Below are 18210 nucleotides of genomic sequence, written 5' to 3' on the forward strand. Positions count from 1 at the left end.
AGGCACCGTCCGGCCGGAGAGCGGGCGTCACGGCACCCGGTCCACGCGGGCGCGCAGCGGAGCAGGGGCATCCACGCCCCGGCGCCGGAGGGCCGGTGGCCCTCTACGGGGGAGGCGCTGTCGTCGGACGGGCGGACCCGCCCTCGCGGCGCCTGCCAGGAACGCGGGCGGGGCCGCGTGAGGCGCACGGGTCAGGGGCCGGGCCGGTCGGTCAGGCGGGCCGCGAGAAGACCGGCACCCTCACCACGCCGGTACTCCTCGACAACAGCCACAAGCGCGGCAGACGTCGACGCATCCAGCATCGCCGTCATCTCGTCACAGACCAACCAACGCGGCCGCAACACCAGCGCCCGCACCGGACAGGCCCGCTGCAACCGGCCGTCACTCACACAGCGGGAACGGTGTCCGCCCACACAACGGTACGAGCGCACCAACGGCTCAGCAGAACGGGATCGTGGGAGACCGCGAGAAGACCGGCACCCTCGCCACGCCGGTACTCCTCGACAACAGCCACAAGCGCGGCAGTCGTCGACGCATCCAGCATCGCCGTCATCTCGTCACAGACCAACCAACGCGGCCGCAACACCAGCGCCCGCGCCAGACAGGCCCGCTGCAACTGGCCGTCGCTGACCTCGTGCGGGCGGCGGGCGAGCAGATCGCGGGTGAGGCCGACCGCGTCGGACAGTTCGCCGACCCGCGCGTCCGCCTCGCCGCCGCGGCCGTTGGCGCGCAGCGGCTCCGCGATCAGGGCGTGGAGGGTGAGGCGGGGGTCGGCGGACATCCTCGGCTGCTGGAAGACGACGCCGACGGCGGTGCGCTGGGCCCGGGGCGCGGAGTACCGCCAGCCCCGGACGGGCTCCCCGTCGAGGACGACGCGTCCGGCGTACGGGCGGTGCAGCAGCGCCGCCACCCGGGCGACAGTGGACTTGCCGCAGCCGCTGGGGCCGAGCAGCCCGACCGCCTCGCCGGGTGCCAGGCGCAGGGAGAAGTCCCGTACCACCGGGGCGAGCCGGTCGTACCCGGCGGTGATCGCGTCGAGTTCAAGCACGGGGGGTCTCCTCGGGAGCGGCCGGGCGGGGCTCAGCCACGGTCGGGCGCGGGGTCGGCGGCGACGGCGGTGACCGGATGGTGGCAGGCCAGCCCCCCGGTGAAACCGGGCCGGGTGCCGCAGCGGTCCGTGGCCCGGTCGCAGCGGGCGGCGAACGCGCAGCCCGGGGGCAGGTCGCTCAGCTCGGGCGGGAGCCCGGGAATGGGTGTGAAGCCGCGCTCGGGCAGCGCGGCGAGCAGCCCCCGGGCGTAGGGGTGCCGGGGCCCGGGGCGGCCGAAGAACGCCTCGGCGTCGGCGATCTCGACGATACGGCCCGCGTACATGACGGCGACCCGGTCGGCGATCCGCCGCGCCGCCGCCAGATCGTGGGTGATCATCAGCAGCGCGCGGCCGTCGGCGCCGTCTGTGACGTGACGGCGCAGTTCGTCGGCGGTCCGGTCCACCAGCGCGCGGTCGAGCCCGGTGGTGGGCTCGTCGGCGAGGAGCAGGGGCGCGTCCCCGACGAGGGCGAGGGCGGTGGCGGCGCGCTGGGCGAGCCCGCCGGAGAGTTCGTGCGGATGGCGGTCGAGGTGGCTGGCGGGGAAGGCGGCCCGCTCGGCCGCGGCGACGGCGGCGGCGCGCAGTTGTCTGCGCGGGGTGCCGGTCAGCTCCCGCAGGGTCTCCTCCAGTTGGGAGCGGACCGTGCGCACGGGGGTGAGGTGGGCGGCCGGGCTCTGCGGGACGAGCGCGATCCGCCGTCCCCGTACCGTGCGGGCGAGGGTGCGCTCGTCGGCGCCGAGGAGTTCGACGCCGTCGACGGTGGCGGTCCCGGCAGTCTCGGCGTTACCGGGCAGCAGTCCGAGGAGCGCGGAGGCGAGGACGGACTTGCCGCAGCCGCTCTCGCCGACGAGGGCCAGGCACTCCCCCGCCGCGAGGTCGAAGTCGGCACAGGAGACGGCGGCGACCAGGCCGCCGCCGCGCATCCGGAACCGTACGGAGAGGTCCCGCACCGTGAGGACGGCGGTGCTCACAGCATCAGCTCCGATCGGCGGCGGGGGTTGATCCGCTCGCGCCAGGCACCGGCGAGTCCGGCGATCGCGAGGGTGGGGACGATCAGGAAGAGCCCGGGGAAGAGCGTGGGCCACCAGTCGCCCGCCAGCAGGGAGCCGCGTGCGCTCTGCACCAGATTGCCCAGGCTCGCCTGGTGGCTGGGGAGTCCGAGGCCCAGGAAGGAGAGCGCGGACTCGTGCCAGATGGCGTGCGGCACCATCAGCACGGCGGCGAGGCCCGCCTGCGGCAGGACGCCCGGCAGCAGATGGCGGACGGTGACCCGCCAGCGGGAGGCCCCGCCGGAGATCGCCGCGTCCACATAGGGCCGGGAGCGCAGCGAGAGGACCTCGGAGCGGACGATCCGGGTGGTGGACAGCCAGTGGGTGACCGCGACGGAGGCGATGACCGGCCAGACCCCGGGGCGGAACATCGCCACGACGAAGATGCCGAGCAGCAGGTGCGGCACGGAGGAGAAAATATCGACGAGCCGCATCACCACCCGGTCGGTCCAGCCGCCGAAGACCGCCGCCGCCGCGCCGACCAGGGTGCCGACGACGGTGGCGACGACTGCCGCGACCACGCCGACGAGCAGGGAGACCCGCAGCCCGTAGACGCAGCGCAGCAGCAGGTCCCGGCCGACGTCGTCGGTGCCGAAGGGGTGCTCCCAGGACGGCGGCGACAGCTTCCGCGCGAGGTCGACGGCCTGCTCGTCGAGTTGCACGACCGGGGGGACGACCAGCACGGCGAGGACGGCCGCGGCGACGAGGACGGCGGAGACCCCGACCCGCGCCGTCCGGGTGGAGCGCCGCGTGCGCCCCCGGGAGCGCCAGACGGGTGCGGCGGCGGTGCCGTCCCCCAAGCCGGTGCCGTCCGCGGAGGTGGTGCCGCCCCCGGAGCCGGTGCCGTCCGCGGCGGTCGCGGGTGCGGTGTCAGCCATCGAAGCCCACTCTCGGGTCGGCGAGTCCGTACAGCAGGTCGGAGAGGAGGTTCCCGGCGAGCACGGCGGCGGTGGCCAGCACGGTGAGCGCGGCCAGCAGGGGGAAGTCGGCGGCGAGGGCCGCCTCGACGGTGGCGGCGGCGACGCCGGGCCAGCTGAAGACGGTCTCGACGAGCAGCGCCCCGGTGATCAGTTCGGGGACCCGGGAGCCGATCAGGGTGAGCACGGGCAGCAGCCCGGAGCGCAGCGCGTGGCCGAGGAGCACGGTCCGCTCGCCCAGCCCGCGGGCACGGGCACCGCGCACGGGGTCCTCGTCGAGGGCGTCGCCGACACCCTGCCGGACGAAGAGGAAGAACCACGGGAGCTGGGTGATCCCGAGGACGGCGGCGGGCAGCACCAGATGGGTGGCGACCTGGGAGGCGGTGACGACGTCGCTGTCGCTGTCGGTGAGGCCCCCGGCGGGCAGGACGCCCAGCTCCAGGGAGAAGAACCAGATGGCGAGCAGCCCCAGCCAGAAGACGGGGGCGGCTTCGAGGGCGTACGCGGCACCGGAGGTCGCGCGGTCGAACCGCCCGCCCCGGCGGCGGGCGGCGAGGACGCCGAGCGCGGTGCCGAGGACGACGGCGAGGAGGAAGGCGGTGCCCGCGAGCAGCACGGACCAGCCGACACGTTCGGCGAGCACGTCGGCGACGGGCTGGCGCAGGGAGCTGGAGTCGCCGAGGTCACCCCCGAGGACGGCGGTGAGCCAGTCCCACCAGCGGCTGACCAGGGGCTGGTCCACGCCGAGGTTGGCGCGGATCTGGTCCAGGGTCTCCTGGGAGGCGGTGAGCCCGGCGCCGCCGGTGTACGCCTTGACGGGGTCGAAGGGGGAGGCGTCGGCGACGGCGAAGACGCCGAACGTCACCGCCAGCAGGACGGGGACGGCGAACAGGGTCCGCCGTCCCGCCATCCGGGCCATGGGCCCCCAGGGGAGCCGGCGGCCCGCCGCCTGCTCCGCGCGGAGGCCGGTGGTCACTTCTTGGGCTTCCAGTCCTCGACGTTCCACCAGGGGCCGTTGGCGAGGCCGTGGTCGTGCGGCTCGACCTGGGTGCTCAGCCCGGTCCAGGAGTCGTCGACGACATAGAGGTGGTCGATGTGGGTGAGGAAGGTGTAGCCGGGGTTCTTGACCAGTTCGCGCTGAACGGTCTCGTAGGCGTCCGCGCGGACCGCGCGGTCGCCGCTCTCCCGGCCCTTCGTCAGGGCCCGGTCGACGGCCTTGTTGTCGTACCAGGCCATGTTGTTGAAGCCGTCGCCCGCGAGGGACGAGGTCAGCAGGAGGTACTGGTCGAAGTCGGGGTCGCCGGGCGAGCCGCCGCCCGCGAGGACGGCGTCCTGCTTCATCCGGGGTTCGATGACCTCCCAGGTGCCGGCCTGGGTCTTGATGGAGATCCCGGCCTTCTTGGCGTCGGAGGCGTAGGCGAGGGCGTGGTCCTGGCGGAGCTTGTCGCCGGAGAGGTACCAGAGCGGGAACTCGGCGCGGACGCCGTCCTTGACCCGGACGCCGTCCTTGCCGGGCTTCCAGCCCGCCTCGTCGAGGATCTTCTTCGCGGCGTCCGGGTCGTGGGTCCGCTCGGTGCCCTCGGCGAACCACTCGCTGCCGGTGGGGACGGGTCCGTAGGCGGGCTTCCCGGCGCCCTCCAGGATCTTGTCGACCATGGTCTGCCGGTCGACGGCGAGGTCGAGGGCGCGGCGGACGGCGGTGTCGCCGGTGACCTCGTGGTGGGTGGGCAGGGTCACCGTGCGGTAGTCGTAGGTCTTCGCCGTGTGGGTCTTCCTGCCCTGGTCCCCGGCGAAGCCCTTGGCGAGGTTCGGCGGCAGGATCGCGCCGTCCAGCTCCCCGGCGCGCAGCCGGGTGGCGCGGACGTCGTCGTCCTTGATGACCGCCATGGTGAACTTCTCGACGGCGGGCTTGCCGCCCCAGTAGGAGGGGTTGGCCGTGAAGCTGAGCTTCTCGCCCCTGGACCAGCCGGTGAGGACATAGGGCCCGGTGCCGACCGGCTTCGTGGTGAAGGGGCCGGTGTTGACGTCCTGACCCGCGAGGGCGTGCTCGGGCACGATGGGGTGCACGGTGCGCTGCGCGAAGGGGGCGTAGGGGTACTTCAGGGTGAAGACGACGGTGTCGTCCCCGACGGCCCTGACGTCCTTGACGGCGTCCAGCTCGGACTTGGAGGCGTTGTTCGTCCTCGCGTCGAGGACGGTGCGGTAGGTGAAGACGACGTCCTTCGCGGCGAACGGCTTGCCGTCGCTGAAGGTCACGCCCTGGCGGAGCCGGTAGGTGTAGGTCAGCCCGTCCGCGCTGACCTCGGGGAGGGCGGCGGCGAGCGCGGGCTTGAGCCGCATGTCGGCGTCGAGGGCGAGCAGCCCGTCGAAGATCTTGGAGTTGCCGTCCTTGCCGAAGCCGAGGAGGGGGCTGAGGGTCTCGGGCTCGTAGGCGATGCCGACCACGGCGGAGGTGCCCGTGCCCCGGCCCCCGGAGCCGCCGTCCTCGGGGTTGGAGCAGGCGGCGGCACCCGCGGTCAGCGCGCCCGCCGTGCCGAGGGCGGCCAGGCCGCGGAGCGTACGGCGCGACCGGCCGCGCGACGGGCTCGACTGGAACGAACGGGACAACACGGCTCCCACACCCCTACTGGCGATCAGGCTGCTTTTGCGAACAGCTTGCAATTAAACCGCACCGGCAGAGAGCCGGACCCACCCGGTCCGACCTGGGATTTCCTCCCGTCCACGGACGAGGATTCCGCTGTGTCCCAGGGGGCCGCGGGGGCCCGTGGGGCCCGGCCCCGCTCAGGGGGCGGGCAGCTCGGCCAGCTCGGCGACGGCCAGCCGGTGCGCTCCGGGGGAACCGAGCGCCAGTTCGGTGGACTTGGCCCGTTTGAGATAGAGATGGGCGGGGTGCTCCCAGGTCATTCCGATCCCGGCGTGGAGCTGGACGCACTCCTCGGCGGCCCGGACGGCGACCGTCGCGGTGTGGGCCTGGGCGACGGCGACGGCGAGCGGGGCGTCCGGGGCGCCGGTGGCGAGGGCCGCCGCCGCGTTCCGTGCGGTGGCCCGCGCGGAGACGACGCCCAGCCAGAGCCGGGCCATGCGGTGCTTGAGCGCCTGGAAGGAGCCGACGGGCCGGTTGAACTGGTGGCGCCGCCGGGTGTGGCGGACGGTCTCCTCCAGACACCATTCGGCCACCCCGAGCTGTTCGGACGCGAGCAGCCCGGCGCCGGTGAGGAGTGCTCGGCGGACCGCGCCGACGGCGGTGGCGCGGTCCGCGATCAGGGTGCCGGCGCCCTCGGGGGCGGCGACGACGGCGAGCGGCCGGGTGAGGTCGAGGACGGTCAGCGGGGTGACGGTCGCGTCCGCCCGGTCCACCGCGCGCAGGCCGTCCGCGCGGAGCGTCAGCAGCACATCGGCCCCGTGCGCGTCGGCGACCCCGGTGACCGGTCCGTCCCCGGCGGGCGGCGGCTCGTGGGGGGAGGCCGCGTACGGCACGGCGAGGACGGCGGTCCTGCGGCCGGTGGCCAGCTCCGCGAGGAGGCCGGGGACCCCGGGGCGGTCCGGTCCGAGCGCCAGCAGGGTCTCGGTGGCGATGACGGAGCTGGTGAGGAAGGGCGCCGGGGCCATGGCCCGGCCCAGCTCCTCCAGGACGACGGCGGCCTCGCGGTGGCTCGCGCCCTGACCGCCGTACTCCTCCGGGACGAGGAGGCCCGCGGCCCCGATGTCCCGGGCGAGGGCCGCCCACAGGGCGGGGTCGACCGGGTCGCCCGCCTCGGCGCGGGTCAGCAGGGCGGGCAGGTCCGCTCGGTCGGTGAGCAGGGACCGCACCGCCGCGCGCAGTTCCTCCTCGGTCTCCGAGCAGAGCAGGTCGAGCGGGTCCGGCGGGGCGGCGGCGGGGCCGGGGGTGGTTCCGGAGGCGGTCCCGGGGGTGGTCCGGGGGGCCGGGGCCGTCTCGGGGTTCGGGGTCATCGGGCCAGGTCCTTCCAGGCGATGTCCTTGTCGTCGCGCGGTTCGGACGGCAGTCCGAGCACCCGCTCCGCGATGATGTTGAGCAGCACCTCGCTGGTGCCGCCCTCGATGGAGTTGCCCTTGGCCCGCAGATAGCGGTAGCCCGCGTCCCGGCCGGTGAAGTCGACCAGCTCGGGGCGGCGCATCGTCCAGTCGTCGTAGAGCAGCCCCTCCGGGCCGCGCAGCTCGACCTCCAGGGCGCTGATCTCCTGGTTGAGCCCGGCGAGGAAGAGCTTCATGGCGCTGCCCTCGGGGCCGGGCTGACCGGCGGCGAGCTGCTGGCGCAGCCGCTCGGCCGCGAGCCGGGCGGCCTCGGCCTCCACCCACAGCCGCAGCAGCCGCTGGTGCAGCTCATGGGTGCGCAGCTCGGGCCGCTCCCGCCAGGTCCGGGCGACCGGTCCGATCATGCCGCCCTCGCGCGGCAGCCGGTGGCCGCCGATGGCGACGCGCTCGTTCATCAGGGTGGTCCTGGCGACCCGCCAGCCCTCGCCGACGGCGCCGATCCGGTGCCGGTCGGGGATGCGGACACCGGTGAGGAAGACCTCGTTGAACTCGGCCTCGCCGGTGAGCTGGCGCAGCGGCCGGACCTCGACACCGGGGTCGGTCATGTCGCAGACGAAGTAGGTGAGGCCCTGGTGCTTGGGGAGGCCGGGGTCGGTCCGGGCGACGAGGATGGCCCAGCGGGCGAGGTGGGCGCTGGAGGTCCAGACCTTCTGACCGGTGACGAGCCAGTCGTCCCCGTCGCGCACGGCCCGGGTGGCGAGGGCCGCGAGGTCGGAACCGGCGCCCGGCTCGCTGAAGAGCTGGCACCACACCTCCTCCCCCACCCACAGGGGGCGCAGAAAGCGGTGGGTGACCTCGTCGGAGCCGTGGGCCAGCAGGGTGGGCGCGGCCATGCCGAGGCCGATCCCGATCCGGCGGGGGTCGTTGTCGGGGGCGCCCGCCGCTTCGAGTTCGGCGTCGGCGACGGCCTGGAGGGGCCGGGGCGCGCCCAGCCCGCCGAGTCCGGCGGGGTAGTGCACCCAGGCGAGTCCGGCGTCGAAGCGGGCGCGGAGGAAGTCGAGCCGCGGGGTGTGTTGCGGCGGGTGCGTGGCGAGCAACGCCCGGGTGCGGGTGCGGATGTCGTCGGCGTCGGCCGTCATCGTGGCCCTCCCTCGGGGTGGTGGCGGCGGTCGGCGGGCCCGTTCCCGGCGCGTCCCCGGCGTGGTGCGGTCATCGGGGGGATTCCCCGGCGGCGGGCGGGTGGGCCTGCCCGGGGGCGGCGGGCAGGACGGCGAGTCTGCCGGTGGTCGTGCCGTCGGCGACCCGTTGCACCGCGTCCGCCGCGCCGCTCAGCGGGACCCGTTCGCTCACCAGGGGTTTGATCACGCCCTGCGCGGCCAGTTCGGTGAGCCGGTCGTGGCAGGCGCGGACCGCGCCGGGGTCCTTCTGGAGATAGAGGCCCCAGTGCACCCCGACGATCGAGTAGTTCTTCACCAGGGCGTGGTGCAGCGCCGGGGTGGGGACGGTGCCGCTCGCGAAGCCGATGACGAGGATGCGCCCTTCGAAGGCGACGCACTTGGCCGACCAGGTGTGGGCCTCGCCGCCGACCGGGTCGTAGACCACGTCCGCGCCCCGGCCCCCGGTGGCGTCCTTGACCGCCGCGACCACGTCCTCGGCGCGGCGGTCGACGACCTGGTCGCAGCCCAGCTCACGGGCGGTGCGGGCCTTCGCCGCGCCGGAGACGACACCGATGACGCGGGCACCGGCGGCCCGGCCGAGCTGGACGGCGGCGCTGCCGACCCCGCCCGCCGCCGCGTGCACGAGCAGGGTCTCCCCGGCGGCCAGCCGGGCCCGGCGGTGCAGGGCGAACCAGCCGGTCTGGTAGCCGATGTGCAGGGCCGCCGCCTCCGCGTCGTCGAGGGCGGCGGGCGCGGGCAGCGCTCCCGCCGCGTCGACGACGGTGTACTCGGCGAACCCGCCGTGCGGCAGGGCCGGGGTGGCGATGATCCGGCGGCCGTCGGCGGTCTCGCCGCAGACCTCCACGCCGGGGGTGAAGGGCAGCGGGGGACGGATCTGGTACTGGCCCCGGCACAGGAGCGCGTCGGGGAAGTTGACGTTCGCCGCCCGGACGCGGACGAGGAGCTGCCCCTCCCCGGGCACGGGCCTGTCCACCTCGTCGAGCCGCATCACCTCGCCCGGCTCACCGTTGCGGTGCACTCGCCATGCCTGCATCGTGGGCCTCCACCCGCCGCCGTCGGTACGGTGCGCGCATACTAAGCGGTCGCTTGCCTCTGGGGAAACCCTCATCACCCCCCGGCCGCCCGCTTTCGGCCGACCGGCCGTATCCCGGGCCGTGCCGACCGGCCGTGTCCCGGGCCGTACCGAAAAGCCGCACCAGCCCCTGTCGTACGCTCCCGTCACACGGCACACTCGCCCTCATGACCGCACCGACCCGTCCCTGGACCCCCACCCACGGCGACCCCTACCGGCCCGTCCCCTACCGCCCCGGCCGGATGGACCCCGAGCACTCGCTGAACCGCTCGGCAGAGCTGCGCACCCGGATGGACGAGCGGCGCACGGTGCGCCAGTTCGCCCCCGACCCGGTGCCGCTCCAGGTGGTCCGGGACGCCGTCGCCTGCGCGGCGACCGCCCCCTCGGGCGCGCATCAGCAGCCGTGGACCTTCGTCCTCGTCCAGGACCCCGAGGTGCGGCGGCGCATCCGGGAGGCCGCGGAGGAGGAGGAACGCCTCTCCTACGACGGCCGGCTCGGCGAGGAGTGGCTGGCGGCGCTGCGTCCGCTCGGCACGGACGAGGTGAAGCCCCATCTCACGGACGCGCCGGCGCTGATCGTGGTCTTCCAGCAGCGCTACTGGCTCGGCCCCGACGGGGCCAAGCGCAAGCACTACTACGTGGACGAGTCCGTGGGCATCGCGGTCGGCATGCTGCTGACCGCGCTGCACCTGTCCGGTCTGGCGGCACTGGTCCACACCCCCAGCCCCATGCGCTTCCTCGCCGAGGTGCTCGGCCGCCCCGCGAACGAGAAGGCGTTCGCCGTACTGCCGGTGGGCTATCCGGCCGCCGACTGCCAGGTGCCCGATCTGGTGCGCAAGTCCCTGGACCAGGTGCTGGTCGAGTTCTGAGCGCCCGGGGCCCGGCGCCCGCTCCCCCGGCGGACCCGGCCCGGCGCGCGGCGGGACGCGGGCAAAGTCAGCGCGGGAACAGCTCGAAGGTCACCGCGGGCACACCGCCGAACGACTCGCCCGCGCGGCCGGCCGCGCCGGTGAGGAACTCCCGGACATAGCTCTCCGGGTCGGTGTCGGTCAGCGCCTCGATATAGGTGCGGTGCTCCAGGAGCGAGGCCACCGAGCGCTCCAGGCCCGGCCGGGCGTCGACGGCGTGCGTCGGGGAGGCCGAACCCGCGACGGCGACCCAGCGCACCCCGTCCCAGGGTGCGAGCCCCTGCTCGGTGAGGAGTTCGGGGAAGATCCAGCGGTTGCCCGCGTCGGCCGCCGCGTCCAGGGTCGCCCGGCCCACGGCCCGGTGGTCGGGGGTGTTCCAGGCGGTGCCGCCCCAGGTGTCCCGGTGGTTGAGGGTGATCAGCAGCTCGGGGCGGTGGCGGCGGACGGCGGCGGCGATGTCCCGGCGCAGCGCCGTGCCGTACTCGATCACCCCGTCCCGGTGGTCCAGGAACTCCACGGAGGTGACGCCGACCACGGCGGCGCTCGCCCGCTGTTCGCGTTCGCGGACGGCCGCGCACCCAGCCGGTTCGAGGGTGTCGATCCCGGCCTCGCCCCGGGTGGCCAGGAGGTACGCGATCTCCCGGCCGCCGTCGGTCCAGCCCGCGACGGCGGCGGCGCAGCCGTATTCGAGGTCGTCGGGGTGGGCGACGACGGCGAGGGCGCGCCGCCAGTCACCGGGCATGGGTTCCAGCGCCGCGGGCGCGCCGTCCGTGGTGTCCCTGGTGTCCGTCATGACCGCAGCGTACGGGGCGCGGGGGCCGCCGTGCGGGGTCCGCCGCACGGGCCGCGCGGGTGCGTCCGGCAAGGCCCGGTCCGCGCGGCCGTGGACGGCTCCGGTCTCAGACCTCGTCCCGCGCCAGGGCGATGAGCCGGTCCAGGACCCGGGGGCCGCCCGCCCGCACACCGTCGTGCTCGTACTCGTCGGTGATCCAGGTGCGCAGTCCGCGGATGGCGCGGGCGGTGCGCAGTGAGTGCTCGGTCTCGACATACAGGTCGTCGTGGTAGACGGCGGCGGCGACGGGGATGTCGGTGGCGGCGAGCCGGGCCGGGTCGTAGAGCGCGGGCCAGTCGGTGCGGGCGGCGAGCAGCTCGGCGCACTCGCGCAGCGGGCGCAGCGCGGGGTCGGCCGTGAAGTGCCAGGGGTGGATGGTCTCGCCGGTGAAGAGCAGCGGGCTGTCGCCGTCGAGCGCCGCGGCGGCGTCGAACGCGGGGAACCCGGCGCGCACCCGCTCGGCGGACCAGGCGGTGGGCCGCGGGCCCTGGGCGTAGCACGCCTCGTGGAGGGCCGCGTAGAGGGGGCGCCGGGCGAAGGACAGCTCGGCGGCGACGGCCTCCTGGAAGCCGTCGGAGAGTTCCCGCCGGCCGCCGCCGGTGGGGACGAAGGCGTTCTCCAGGAGGTAGTGGAGGTGGTGGCTGCCGGTGCCGGTGCCGAGGAGGATGCCGAGCGACTGGAACGCCTCGGGGGTGAGGCGGTAGCCGGTGGGCAGGGTCACGTCGTGCTCGGCGAGATGGGCGGCGATCTCCCGGGCGCGCGCCACGTCCTGGGGGTAGCGGGCGTAGTGGGCCTCGTTCTTGCGCCGCATCCGGGGGTAGGCGGCGCGGTAGACGTCGTCGGCGTGGGCGTCGAGCGAGGGCAGTCCGCCGGTGATGAAGACCTCGCGGAGCCCTTCGGGCGCGGTGGACAGGTAGTGGGTGGCGCAGAAGCCGCCGAAGCTCTGGCCGAGGACGGTCCACGGCGCTCCGCCGGTGAGCCGCCGCCGGATCAGTTCGCAGTCGCGGACGATGCTGTCGGCGCGGAAGTGGGCGAGGTGGTCGGCCTGGGCCCCGGGCCCGGCGAAGGCGGCGAGGGTCTGGCGGTTGCGCGGTGTGGAGCGGCCGGTGCCGCGCTGGTCGAGCAGGAGGACGCGGTACTCCGTGAGGGCGCGTTCCAGCCATGCCTGGGTGCCGGTGAAGCGGCGGGCCGCGCAGCCGGGCCCGCCCTCCAGGTAGACCAGCCAGGGCAGGCCGTCGGCGTGGCGGGAGCCCGCGACGACCTCCCGCGCGTACACCTCGATCTGTTCCCCGCCGGGGTTCGCGTGGTCGAGGGGGACACCGAAGACATGGTCGGTGAGGACGACTCCTGGCTGGCGGTAGCTGGTCACGGACACTCCTGTTCGACAACGGGACACGCCCGCCCATGGGATCACATCGGGTTCCCAGGGGCGGGCGTGGGTGGTGCGGGGTGTCCGCGCGGACCGGCAGGCCCGTGCCCGGCGGGTCGGCGGGTCAGCGGGTCAGCGGGTCAGCGGGTCGGGAAGTTGTCCGGGGTGCGCATCCGGTCACGGATCCAGACACCGGCGGGCTTCAGCGGGGAGGTCCCGGTGTAGGGGCCGCCCGCGTTGCAGACGCCGGTCTTGAAGACGGCCCCGGAGCGGAAGTCGTCGGAGTAGTTCCAGTTGGTCCAGCTGATCTTCTTGCTCGCCATCAGGTCCATATAGCGCTGGCTGGCCGCGAAGTCGTTGCCGCCGTCGCCGGTGTAGGTCTGGGTGCCGAACTCGGTGACGAACAGCGGAATCCGGTCGGCGGCGCGGGAGAAGGCGTTGAAGTACTCGTCCTTGTGCGAGGCCGCGTAGAAGTGGAACGTGTACATGATGTTGGAGGCGTTGACCGGGTTGCTGACCGTCTCGGCCTCGGTGGCGCCGTCGGAGACACCGAGGGAGGACCAGGCGCGGGTACCGACGAGGACCGTGGTCTCCGGGTCGCTCTGGCGGATGACCGGGATCAGCTCCTCGGCGTAGCTCTTGATCCGGGACCAGGAGACACCGCTGGGCTCATTGGCGATCTCGTAGATCAGGTTCTTCTTGTTGTTGTGGCGCCGGGCGATCTCGGTGAAGAACGTCTTCGCCTTGGAGAGGTTCGCGTGCGGGTCGCCGGGGTCGAGCATGTGCCAGTCCACCAGGGCGTACATCCCGCGCGCTGTGGCCTGCTCGATGAGGTTGTGCACCCGGTCGGTGAAGCCGCGCGGGTCGCTGTCGTAGCCGCCCTCCTGGATGTACATGGAGATCCGCAGGACGTCGGCGTTCCAGTCCTTGGCCAGGGCGTCGAGCGAGGCGCCCGTCGCGCACTGGGAGTACCACTGGAGTCCGTGGGTGGACATGCCGCGGAGCTGGATGGGCTTGCCGTACTGGTTGCACAGCTTGGTGCCGCAGACCGTGAGCTGGCCGTTGATCCCGACGGGGGTGCCGCCCGGGCCGGGTCCGGGGCCGGGGCCGGGTCCCCCGGAGTCCGGGACGGTGAGGCTGTCGACGTTGGGGCCGCCGTTGGCGGTGGTCGCGGTGGCCCGGATCGTGTTGTCGCCCTCTCTGAGGGGGACGTCGAGGTTGGCCGTCTGCCAGCTCGTCCAGGACCCGTTGCCGGGGAAGGAGCGGCCCGTGAGGGCCGGGGTGCCGTTGACGCTGATGGTCATCGGGCGGTTGACGGTGGTGCCGTTGGCGAACCGGAGGGTCAGCGGGGTGGTGCCGGCCTTGTCGGCGCGGACGGTCCACTCCACACTGCTGCCGGTGAGGTTGTCGTAGTTGACGAAGCCCCGGCCGGTGTAGCCGCGGTGGTTGGACTCGACCGCGCCCTGGGAGATGGTCGCGTCCTCGGCCTCGAGCACGGCGGCCCGGGGGGCGCGGTCCGCGGGGAGGGCGTCCGCGGGGGCTGCCGGGGCGGCGGGGGCGGTCAGCAGTCCGACGAGGAGGGCCACCGCGAGGGTGGTGCCCGCGCCGCCGAGCGGGCGCAGCACAGTGCGTGGGGGTTTCATGAGGGTCTCCATTGCCTGGTGGGGGTACCGGGACTGGAAGGAAACTTTCCTAACTGATGGAAGCAGCACCCGCCAGCCACTGGCAAGGGGCATGACATGAAAGATCGCTGGAACGAAATCCGGCCACGGCCGGTGACTCGGACAGGCCCGGCCCGTGTGCGGGCGGCGGGCCCCCCTCCTAGCGTGGGGACATGATCCGGTTCGAGCAGGTCAGCAAGGTCTACCCGGACGGCACGACCGCCGTCGACGGCCTGTCCTTCGAGGTGGAGCGGGGGGAACTGGTCACTCTGGTGGGCCCGTCCGGCTGTGGCAAGACCACCACGATGATGATGGTGAACCGGCTGATCGAGCCCACTGCGGGCCGGATCCTCGTCGACGGGGAGGATGTCTCGGCCGTCGATCCGGTGCGGCTGCGGCGCCGGATCGGCTATGTCATCCAGCATGTCGGCCTCTTCCCGCACCGTTCGGTTCTCGACAACACCGCCACTGTTCCGGCCCTCGTCGGCTGGAAGCGGGCGAAGGCCCGGGCCCGCGCCGCCGAACTGCTCGACCTGGTGGGCCTCGACCCCGCCGTGTACGGCTCGCGCTACCCGGCCCAGCTCTCCGGCGGCCAGCGCCAGCGCGTCGGCGTCGCCCGGGCCCTCGCCGCCGATCCGCCCGTGCTGCTGATGGACGAGCCCTTCGGCGCCGTCGACCCGGTGGTCCGCGAACACCTCCAGAACGAGTTCCTGGCCCTCCAGGCGACCGTGCGCAAGACGGTCCTGCTGGTCACCCACGACATCGAGGAGGCGGTGCGGATGGGGGACCGCATCGCCGTGTACGGGCAGGGCCGCATCGAACAGTTCGACACCCCGGGCGCGGTCCTCGGGGCGCCCGCCACCGACCGTGTGGCCCGCTTCGTCGGCGCGGACCGGGGCCTCAAGCGGCTCGCCGTCACCACCGTCGAACCGGACGACCTGGAACAGCCGCCGCTGGTCCGGCTGGACGAGCCCGCCGCCCCGGCCGCCGTCCGGCTGCGCTCGGCCGGGGCGCGCTGGGCCGTGGTGGTCGGCCCGGGCGGCGAACTGCACGGCTGGGTGGCGGCGGACGTGCTCGCCCGGGCCGGGGCGGGCGCGACCGTGGGCCCCCTGGCCCGGCGGATGGAGGCGTGGGTGCCGCTCGGCGCCACCCTGAAGCGGGCGTTCGGCGAGATGCTCCAGCACGACGCCGGGTGGGTGGCGGTCGTCGACGGCTCCCGCTTCCTCGGGGTGCTGACCCCGGCCCTGCTGCACGAGGCCCTGCGGCGGTCCGTCGACGCGGACGAGCGCGGGATTCCGCGCGACGAGGTGGAGTTCCACTCGGTCTCGGACGCCTGACCCCCACCACGCTCCGGCCCGCCCGCGCGGACCGGCCCGATCCGCGTACGGCGGCGCCACCGGAGCGCACGGAGCGCGGGGGGACCGGGGACCGGCCCCCTCCGTACGCGGGGGTCCGCCCGTGCGGCGGCGCTCGCTCCGCCCGCCCGCTCCCCCGCCGCGCGCTCCCCGCCGAGGAGCCGTACCCCGACGGTCGCGCACCACCGCGGACACCGCCGACCGCCACTGACTTTCCGTCAGCCCCTGGGGCACAATGTCCCCGCGCCCACCCCCCGGTTCCCCCTGGCGGATCGTCCCGCCCCGAGCCCACGGCGGTGCCCGATGACTCTGTACGACCTTCCGCTCGACGCACTCCGCAGCTACCGCAGCGCCTCCGCCGAACCCGACGACTTCGACGGCTTCTGGGCGGACACCCTCGCCCGGGCCCGCTCCCACGACCTCGGCGCGCGGTTCGAACCCGTCGACGCCGGACTGACGACCGTGGAGGTGTACGACGTGACCTACGCCGGGTTCGGCGGGCACCCGATACGGGCCTGGCTGGTCCTGCCCGCCGGGGAGAGCGGCCCGCTGCCCGTGGTCGTGGAGTCCATCGGCTACGGCGGCGGACGCGGCCTCCCGCACGCCCATCTGCTCTGGGCCTCCGCCGGTTTCGCCCATTTCGTCATGGACAGCCGGGGCCAGGGCAGCATGTGGAGCGAGGGCGTCACCGCCGACCCGGTGGGCAGCGCCCCGTCCCATCCCGGCTTCCTCACCCAGGGCATCGAGGCGCCCGAGACCTTCTACTACCGCAGGCTGATCACGGACGCGGTCCGCGCGGTGGAGGCGGCCCACGCCCATCCGCGCGTGGACGCCGCGCGCACGGCGGTGATCGGGGAGAGCCAGGGCGGCGGGGTGGCCCTCGCGCTGGCCGCGCTGCTGCCCGGACTGCTGGCGATCGCCCCGGACATGCCGTTCCTGTGCGACTTCCCCCGGGCCGTCACCATCACGGACCACATACCGTACTCGGAGGTCGGGAACTACCTCCGCACCCACCGGACGAGCGGGGAACGGGTCCGCCGCACCCTGAGCTACTTCGACGGAGTGCACTTCGCCGCGCGGTGCCGGGCCCCGGCCCTCTTCTCGGTGGCCCTCCAGGACACCACCTGCCCGCCGTCGACGGTCTTCGCCGCCTACAACGCGTACGCCGGACGGACCAAGGAGATCGAGATCTACGACTTCAACGACCACGAGGGCGGCGGCTCCGTGCAGCAGGCGGCCCAGTTGCGGTGGCTGCCGAAGATGCTGGCGGCCTGACGTCCCCCGGCCCTCCGCCGCCCCGCCGGCCGGTCCGCCGCGGCCCCTCCGGCCGTCCCTTTCACCGGTCTTCTCCCTGCCCGGTACGGGAACCGGCCGCACCGTACGGAGTGAAACCGCACACCGGGGGACGGACCGGGGCCCGGATTCGGATACCGTGCAGGGTGTGCTGATCACGGGAGGGGACACCGCCATGCCGGGAACCGCGCTGCTCGTCGCGGTCGCGCCGGTGGGCAAGGGGCGGCTGGTCGACGCGAGTTCCGTACTGCCCGCGCTGGCGGCGGTGCCGCCCGGCGCGCTGACCGGGACCGCGACGGCGACGGTGGTGGAACTGGCCGATCCGTTCGACCCGCAGACGGTCCTCACCCGCATCCGGTCGGCCGCCGCGGCACCGGGGCCGCTCAGCATCTATCTCGCCGGGCAGCTCCATCTGGACCGCAAGCAGCGGCTGCCGCATCTGGCGCTGGCCCGGTCCTCCCCGTCGACCCTGCGGTACACCGGGCTGCCCTGGCACTGGCTGGCCACGGAGCTGACGGCCAGACGGCCCGGTACGACCACCGTCTTCGTGGACCTGGTGGCGGATCAGGACGCCTGGCGGTGGGCCGCCGATGAGGGGCTGGGCCTGGGTCCGGCCGTCCGGATGTACGGGAGGGTGGCCCCGCCCGCGCCCCGGCGGCGGCGCGGCGCGGACGACACCGGCCCCGTGTATCTGCGGGCCTGCGCCGCGATCTGGCGCAGCGGGGCCCGGCCCGACCCGGACGCGCTGCACGCGCGGGCCGTGGCCGAGTGCGGGAGCGAGGGCGCGCTGCTGCTGGACGGCGGCCGGACCCCGGCGGGTCCCGGGGCGGGTGCCGCTCCGGCGGCCGGGGCCGTCGGAGCGGAGGCCGTCCCCGACCCCCATCCGGCGATACTGGCCGCCGCGCGCGCCGGGCGGCACAGCGAGGCGGCGGCGGCCGCCGCCGCCTGGGAGCAGCAGGAGCTGCGGAGCCATGGGCCCGGCTCCGCCCAGGCCGTGCACTGGCTGGAGGTCCGGGCCGATCTGGCCCGGCTGGCCGGGGAACCGGCGCTGAGCTGCGATCTGTGGATGACGGTCGCCGAGAACCGGTTGTCCCGGGCGCAGGCCGAGGACGACCCCGACGTCGAGGGGGCGGTGGACCGCGCCCACCACCAATGGGAGCAGATCCGCGACCCGGCGGCGGCCCTGGCGCTGGCCCCCCGCCTCGTCGCCCTGCGCCGCCGCGTCCCGGGCCGCCAGCGCGGCGCCCTCGCGGTCCTCCAGCGCCGCCTGGAAACCCTCCACACGGACCGACCGGCGTAGCGCCCGGCCCGCGGCGACCCCGAGGGGAGCGCGGCGCCGGGGCATGATCCGCCGGATGTTCGTTCCCCCGGCGGCACGGCACCGGCGGACGGATGGACGGGTCCCGGATCTCCGGCCGGGAACCCCACGGCCGGGTCCCGTTCCCCGTCCGGGTGCTGAGCCCCCCACGCCCCAGGGGCACCCTTCCCCCTGCCCG

15 protein-coding genes are annotated in these 18210 nt (G+C 74.7%); 4 read left to right on the forward strand and 11 right to left on the reverse strand.

The genetic code is table 11. The features are described 5' to 3' along the window. Nucleotides 1–385 precede the first annotated feature (385 nt). The 8 genes from CRV15_RS00660 to CRV15_RS00695 form a co-directional block, all read right to left on the reverse strand. On the reverse strand, nucleotides 386–1048 hold the full coding sequence (locus tag CRV15_RS00660) for an ABC transporter ATP-binding protein (protein WP_003962759.1): 663 nt from the start codon (nucleotides 1046–1048) through the stop codon (nucleotides 386–388). Nucleotides 1049–1080: 32 nt separating this feature from the next. Continuing rightward, nucleotides 1081–2058 (reverse strand): ABC transporter ATP-binding protein, encoded by a 978-nt coding sequence (locus CRV15_RS00665; RefSeq protein WP_003962758.1) that lies wholly within the window; start codon nucleotides 2056–2058, stop codon nucleotides 1081–1083. After that, on the reverse strand, nucleotides 2055–3014 hold the full coding sequence (locus tag CRV15_RS00670) for an ABC transporter permease (RefSeq protein ID WP_003962757.1): 960 nt from the start codon (nucleotides 3012–3014) through the stop codon (nucleotides 2055–2057). Before CRV15_RS00670 ends, CRV15_RS00665 begins: the two co-directional genes overlap by 4 nt. Continuing rightward, nucleotides 3007–3972, reverse strand: a complete 966-nt coding sequence (locus CRV15_RS00675) for an ABC transporter permease (protein ID WP_029183148.1) — start codon at nucleotides 3970–3972, stop codon at nucleotides 3007–3009. The genes CRV15_RS00670 and CRV15_RS00675 overlap by 8 nt, the downstream gene beginning before the upstream one ends. Nucleotides 3973–4025: 53 nt before the next feature. Beyond that, entirely contained in the window at nucleotides 4026–5600 is a 1575-nt protein-coding gene (locus tag CRV15_RS00680; protein ID WP_029183147.1) for an ABC transporter substrate-binding protein, read from the reverse strand. 234 nt (nucleotides 5601–5834) lie between these two features. Then, a complete protein-coding gene (locus CRV15_RS00685; protein ID WP_003962754.1) occupies nucleotides 5835–7004 on the reverse strand; it encodes an acyl-CoA dehydrogenase family protein in 1170 nt (389 codons plus the stop codon). Further along, complete coding sequence (locus CRV15_RS00690) at nucleotides 7001–8185, reverse strand: acyl-CoA dehydrogenase family protein (protein WP_003962753.1); 1185 nt, start codon at nucleotides 8183–8185, stop codon at nucleotides 7001–7003. The genes CRV15_RS00685 and CRV15_RS00690 overlap by 4 nt, the downstream gene beginning before the upstream one ends. 70 nt (nucleotides 8186–8255) lie before the next feature. Then, on the reverse strand, nucleotides 8256–9257 hold the full coding sequence (locus CRV15_RS00695) for an NADPH:quinone oxidoreductase family protein (protein ID WP_003962752.1): 1002 nt from the start codon (nucleotides 9255–9257) through the stop codon (nucleotides 8256–8258). Nucleotides 9258–9463: 206 nt separating this feature from the next. On the opposite strand from CRV15_RS00695, the gene CRV15_RS00700 reads away from it, so the two are divergent. After that, entirely contained in the window at nucleotides 9464–10165 is a 702-nt protein-coding gene (locus tag CRV15_RS00700; RefSeq protein ID WP_009998166.1) for a nitroreductase family protein, read from the forward strand. A 67-nt stretch (nucleotides 10166–10232) separates the two neighbouring features. Here CRV15_RS00700 and CRV15_RS00705 read toward each other — a convergent pair whose 3' ends face one another. From CRV15_RS00705 to CRV15_RS00715, 3 genes are all read right to left on the reverse strand, one after another. Next, nucleotides 10233–10997: a PIG-L deacetylase family protein gene (locus CRV15_RS00705; protein ID WP_029183146.1), complete on the reverse strand. Its 765-nt coding sequence runs from the start codon at nucleotides 10995–10997 to the stop codon at nucleotides 10233–10235. Between the two features lie 106 nt (nucleotides 10998–11103). Further along, on the reverse strand, nucleotides 11104–12405 hold the full coding sequence (locus tag CRV15_RS00710; RefSeq protein ID WP_009998163.1) for an alpha/beta fold hydrolase: 1302 nt from the start codon (nucleotides 12403–12405) through the stop codon (nucleotides 11104–11106). 140 nt (nucleotides 12406–12545) lie between these two features. Then, on the reverse strand, nucleotides 12546–14048 hold the full coding sequence (locus CRV15_RS00715; RefSeq protein ID WP_009998162.1) for a cellulase family glycosylhydrolase: 1503 nt from the start codon (nucleotides 14046–14048) through the stop codon (nucleotides 12546–12548). A 191-nt stretch (nucleotides 14049–14239) separates the two neighbouring features. On the opposite strand from CRV15_RS00715, the gene CRV15_RS00720 reads away from it, so the two are divergent. From CRV15_RS00720 to CRV15_RS00730, 3 genes are all read left to right on the forward strand, one after another. Then, nucleotides 14240–15403, forward strand: coding sequence for an ATP-binding cassette domain-containing protein (locus tag CRV15_RS00720; RefSeq protein WP_003962747.1), 1164 nt, complete (start codon nucleotides 14240–14242; stop codon nucleotides 15401–15403). Between the two features lie 321 nt (nucleotides 15404–15724). Further along, nucleotides 15725–16696 (forward strand): acetylxylan esterase, encoded by a 972-nt coding sequence (locus tag CRV15_RS00725; protein ID WP_003962746.1) that lies wholly within the window; start codon nucleotides 15725–15727, stop codon nucleotides 16694–16696. A 157-nt stretch (nucleotides 16697–16853) separates the two neighbouring features. Continuing rightward, nucleotides 16854–18014: a hypothetical protein gene (locus CRV15_RS00730; RefSeq protein WP_003962745.1), complete on the forward strand. Its 1161-nt coding sequence runs from the start codon at nucleotides 16854–16856 to the stop codon at nucleotides 18012–18014. Nucleotides 18015–18210: the final 196 nt, after the last annotated feature.

This window comes from Streptomyces clavuligerus, from assembly GCF_005519465.1.
Lineage (GTDB): Bacteria > Actinomycetota > Actinomycetes > Streptomycetales > Streptomycetaceae > Streptomyces > Streptomyces clavuligerus.